This is a genomic window from Longimicrobiaceae bacterium (assembly GCA_035696245.1).
GTDB lineage: Bacteria > Gemmatimonadota > Gemmatimonadetes > Longimicrobiales > Longimicrobiaceae > DASRQW01.
Genome location: DASRQW010000004.1, coordinates 1 through 2,904, shown reverse-complemented (window position 1 = coordinate 2,904; position 2,904 = coordinate 1). Strand labels below are relative to the sequence as shown.

At 71.1% G+C, this 2,904-nt stretch carries 2 protein-coding genes; both read right to left on the bottom strand.

Annotated features, from left to right (window positions below; all coding sequences use genetic code 11):
* A partial coding sequence (locus tag VFE05_00130) for a pitrilysin family protein (GenBank protein HET6228447.1) occupies window positions 1-1,130 on the bottom strand: 1,130 nt, incomplete at its 3' end.
* Window positions 1,127-2,419, bottom strand: coding sequence for a pitrilysin family protein (locus VFE05_00125; GenBank protein HET6228446.1), 1,293 nt, complete (start codon window positions 2,417-2,419; stop codon window positions 1,127-1,129). The genes VFE05_00130 and VFE05_00125, both read right to left, overlap by 4 nt.
* Between the last annotated feature and the right edge of the window lie 485 nt (window positions 2,420-2,904).

The window sequence follows — 2,904 nt, the reverse complement described above, 5'->3', positions numbered from 1 at the left end:
ATGGGGAAGACGCCCGCCAGGTACGTCCGCGCGTCCGCCAGCTCCTTGGGCGTGACGTGCCCGTCCAGCATCCCGCGCATGTCGGCCAGCATCTCCTGGATGGCGTGCGCGGTGACCTCCGTCTGCACCGACGTCGCCATGGCGAAGGGGCCGCCGTCGCGCCGCATGGTGAAGCTGCTGGACGCGCCGTACGTGTAACCCAGCCTCTCCCGCAGGTTCATGTTCAGGCGCGACGAGAACATGCCGCCCAGGATGGCGTTCATCACCTGGAGCGCGAAGTAGTCCGGCGTGGACCGCGCCGGGCCGTCGTGCGCTACGCGGAGGGCGCTCTGCACCCATCCCGCCTGGTGCGCCACGACGATGCGGATGCCGCTCTCGCGCGTCCGCACCTCCAGCGGCCGCACGGGCTCCGGCGCGCCCGCCCAGTCGCCGAAATGCCGCTCTGCCACCTCCGCCACCTCGTCCACCGACACGTCTCCCGCGGCCACGAGGGTCGCGCCCGCGGGCAGGAAGCGGGCGTCGTGGAACGCCTGCACGTCCGCCCGCGTGATCCCCGCCACGGTGCCCGCGCCGCCGCCGACGGGGCGCCCGTAGACGCCCGGGCCGTAGACGCTGCGCAACGCCACCTCGTTGGCGAGCGTGCTGGGGTCCGCGCGGTTCTGCGCCAGCGTGGAGAGGCGCTGGCCGCGCAGCCGGTCCACCTCGTGCTCCGGGAAGTCCGGGCGGCGGACGATGTCCGCCAGGATGGCGGCGCCCGCGTCCAGGCGGCTCGTAAGGCAGGTGAACCCCGCCTGCGTGATGTCCCACGAGATCCCCGAGTCCAGCGACAGCCCAAGCTCGTCCACCGCGACGGCGATCTCGGCCGCGCTCCTCCCGCCCGCGCCGGACTCCAGCAGCCCGGAGGTCAACGAAGCGACGCCGGCGACCTCGTCCGCCTCCGCCATGGCGCCGGCGGGCAGCAGCAGGTCCAGCGTGGCCACCGGGAAGCGCCGTGTCTCGCACACGACGATGCGCAGGCCGTTCGGAAGCGTGCGCCGCTCCAGCGTGGGAAAGTGGTACGGCCGCAGCGCCCCGGTGGGCGGCGGCTGCGAACGGTCCAGCTCCGCGGTAGACGTCGTCGCGTCGCTCATGCGGCCTCCTCGCGCGTTGCAGCCGCGTCTGGCGCGTACGCGAGCACCGCGCGGTTGTCGGCGCCCATGTGCGCCAGCGCGAAGCCGTGCACGTCGGCCGCCGTCACGGCGCGGTAGCGGTCCAGCTCGCCGCTCACCAGCGACGGGTCGTCGAAGTGCAGCGTGAACATCGAGATCTGGTCCGCCCTCTCGCTCATCTTCTGAAGGTCCATCACGTGCCGCGACTCGATGCCCGTGAGCGCGCGATCCATCTCCTCGGCCGTGGGCGGCGCCGCCTTCAGCCGCTCCACCTCGCCCAGCAGCGCCGCCTCGATCTCCTCCGGCGTCACGCCCTGGCGCGCGTTGCCGCGCAGGATCAGGGCGGCGGCGCCGGTGATGGTGGGGAAGGTGAACGCGCCCACCGTCTGCGCCACCCGCCGCTCGCGCACCAGCTCGTGGTACAGGCGCGACGACTTGCCGCCCGCCAGGATCTCCGACGCCAGCTCCGCCTGGTAGTATTCCGGCGTGCCGAACGGGGGGATGCGGTATGCGGCGTAGACGCGGGCCAAGGGCACGCCGCCCTCCACCAGGTCGCGCATCTCCCGTCCCAGCCGCGGCGGGAGGTGCGGGTTGCCGGGCAGCGGCGGGATCGCGGGGCCGCGGGGGATGGGGCCGAACCACTTCCGCACCAGCCGCATCGCCTCGTCCGGGTCGAAGTCGCCGCACAGGGTGAGGACCCCGTTGTTGGGCGAGTAGTAGGTGCGGAAGAAGTCCTTCACGTCGTCGAGCGTGGCCGCGTCCAGGTCGGCCATGCTCCCGATCACCGAGTGGTGGTACGGGTGGTCCGGCGGAAAGAGCAGCATCTGCAGGCGCTCGTCCCAGTTGCCGTATGGCTGGTTGTCCACGCGCTGGCGCCGCTCGTTCTTCACCACGTCGCGCTGGTTGTCCAGCTTCTCCTGCGTGATGGCGGGCACGAAGAAGCCCAGCCGGTCGGCCTCCAGCCACAGCGCCAGCTCCAGCTCGCTGCTGGGAAGCGTCTCGTAGTAGTTGGTGCGGTCCAGCCAGGTGCTGCCGTTCACCGAGCCGCCCACGCGCTCCACGAACGAGATGTGCGACGTGTCCGGAACGTTCAGCGAGCCCTGGAACATCATGTGCTCGAACAGGTGGGCCAGGCCGGTGTGGCCCGGCTCCTCGTTGCGGCTGCCCACGTCGTACCACAGGTTGACCGCCACCACGGGGGTGGAGTGGTCTTCCGAGAGCACCACGCGCAGGCCGTTGTCCAGCGTGTGACGAACGATGGGGATCTGCATCCGTTCTCCGTGTATTCCGTTGCGCATCCGCGAGTCCGGTCCGCGCGGCGCGTCCGCAAGCCTTATGCGAGTCCAGTCTGGTTGGGCTCGGGTCGGTGGCGCCGCTCCGGAGCCGGCCGGGCGATACAGCCTGCCCGTCCGTCTCCTGCGCGGGGTCGGGGAGCCTCCTCCTCCGGCGGGCCGATACTGCCTGGCCCTCCTCCGTCCGGGGTCTCCCCGCCCCGGCGCGAGCCCGGCAAAAACCGCCGCCGGTCTCCCGCCGCACATCTTCATATGGGTACTGCGAAAAAACCACCACTTCAGCGACGCCCCGACCTCCCCGCTTGGTAGGGGAGCACCTACGTGTCATCTGTTCCAACTATTTGCTACGCGGGATGCATTTCCGCTCGGCGTAGCGGGGAGTTCGCTCCAGCGCCGTGCCTGTGGGGAGGGCCGCATAGTCTTGGAGGCGGAGGTCAGGCACTTGGATCTTCACCCGCCGAGCA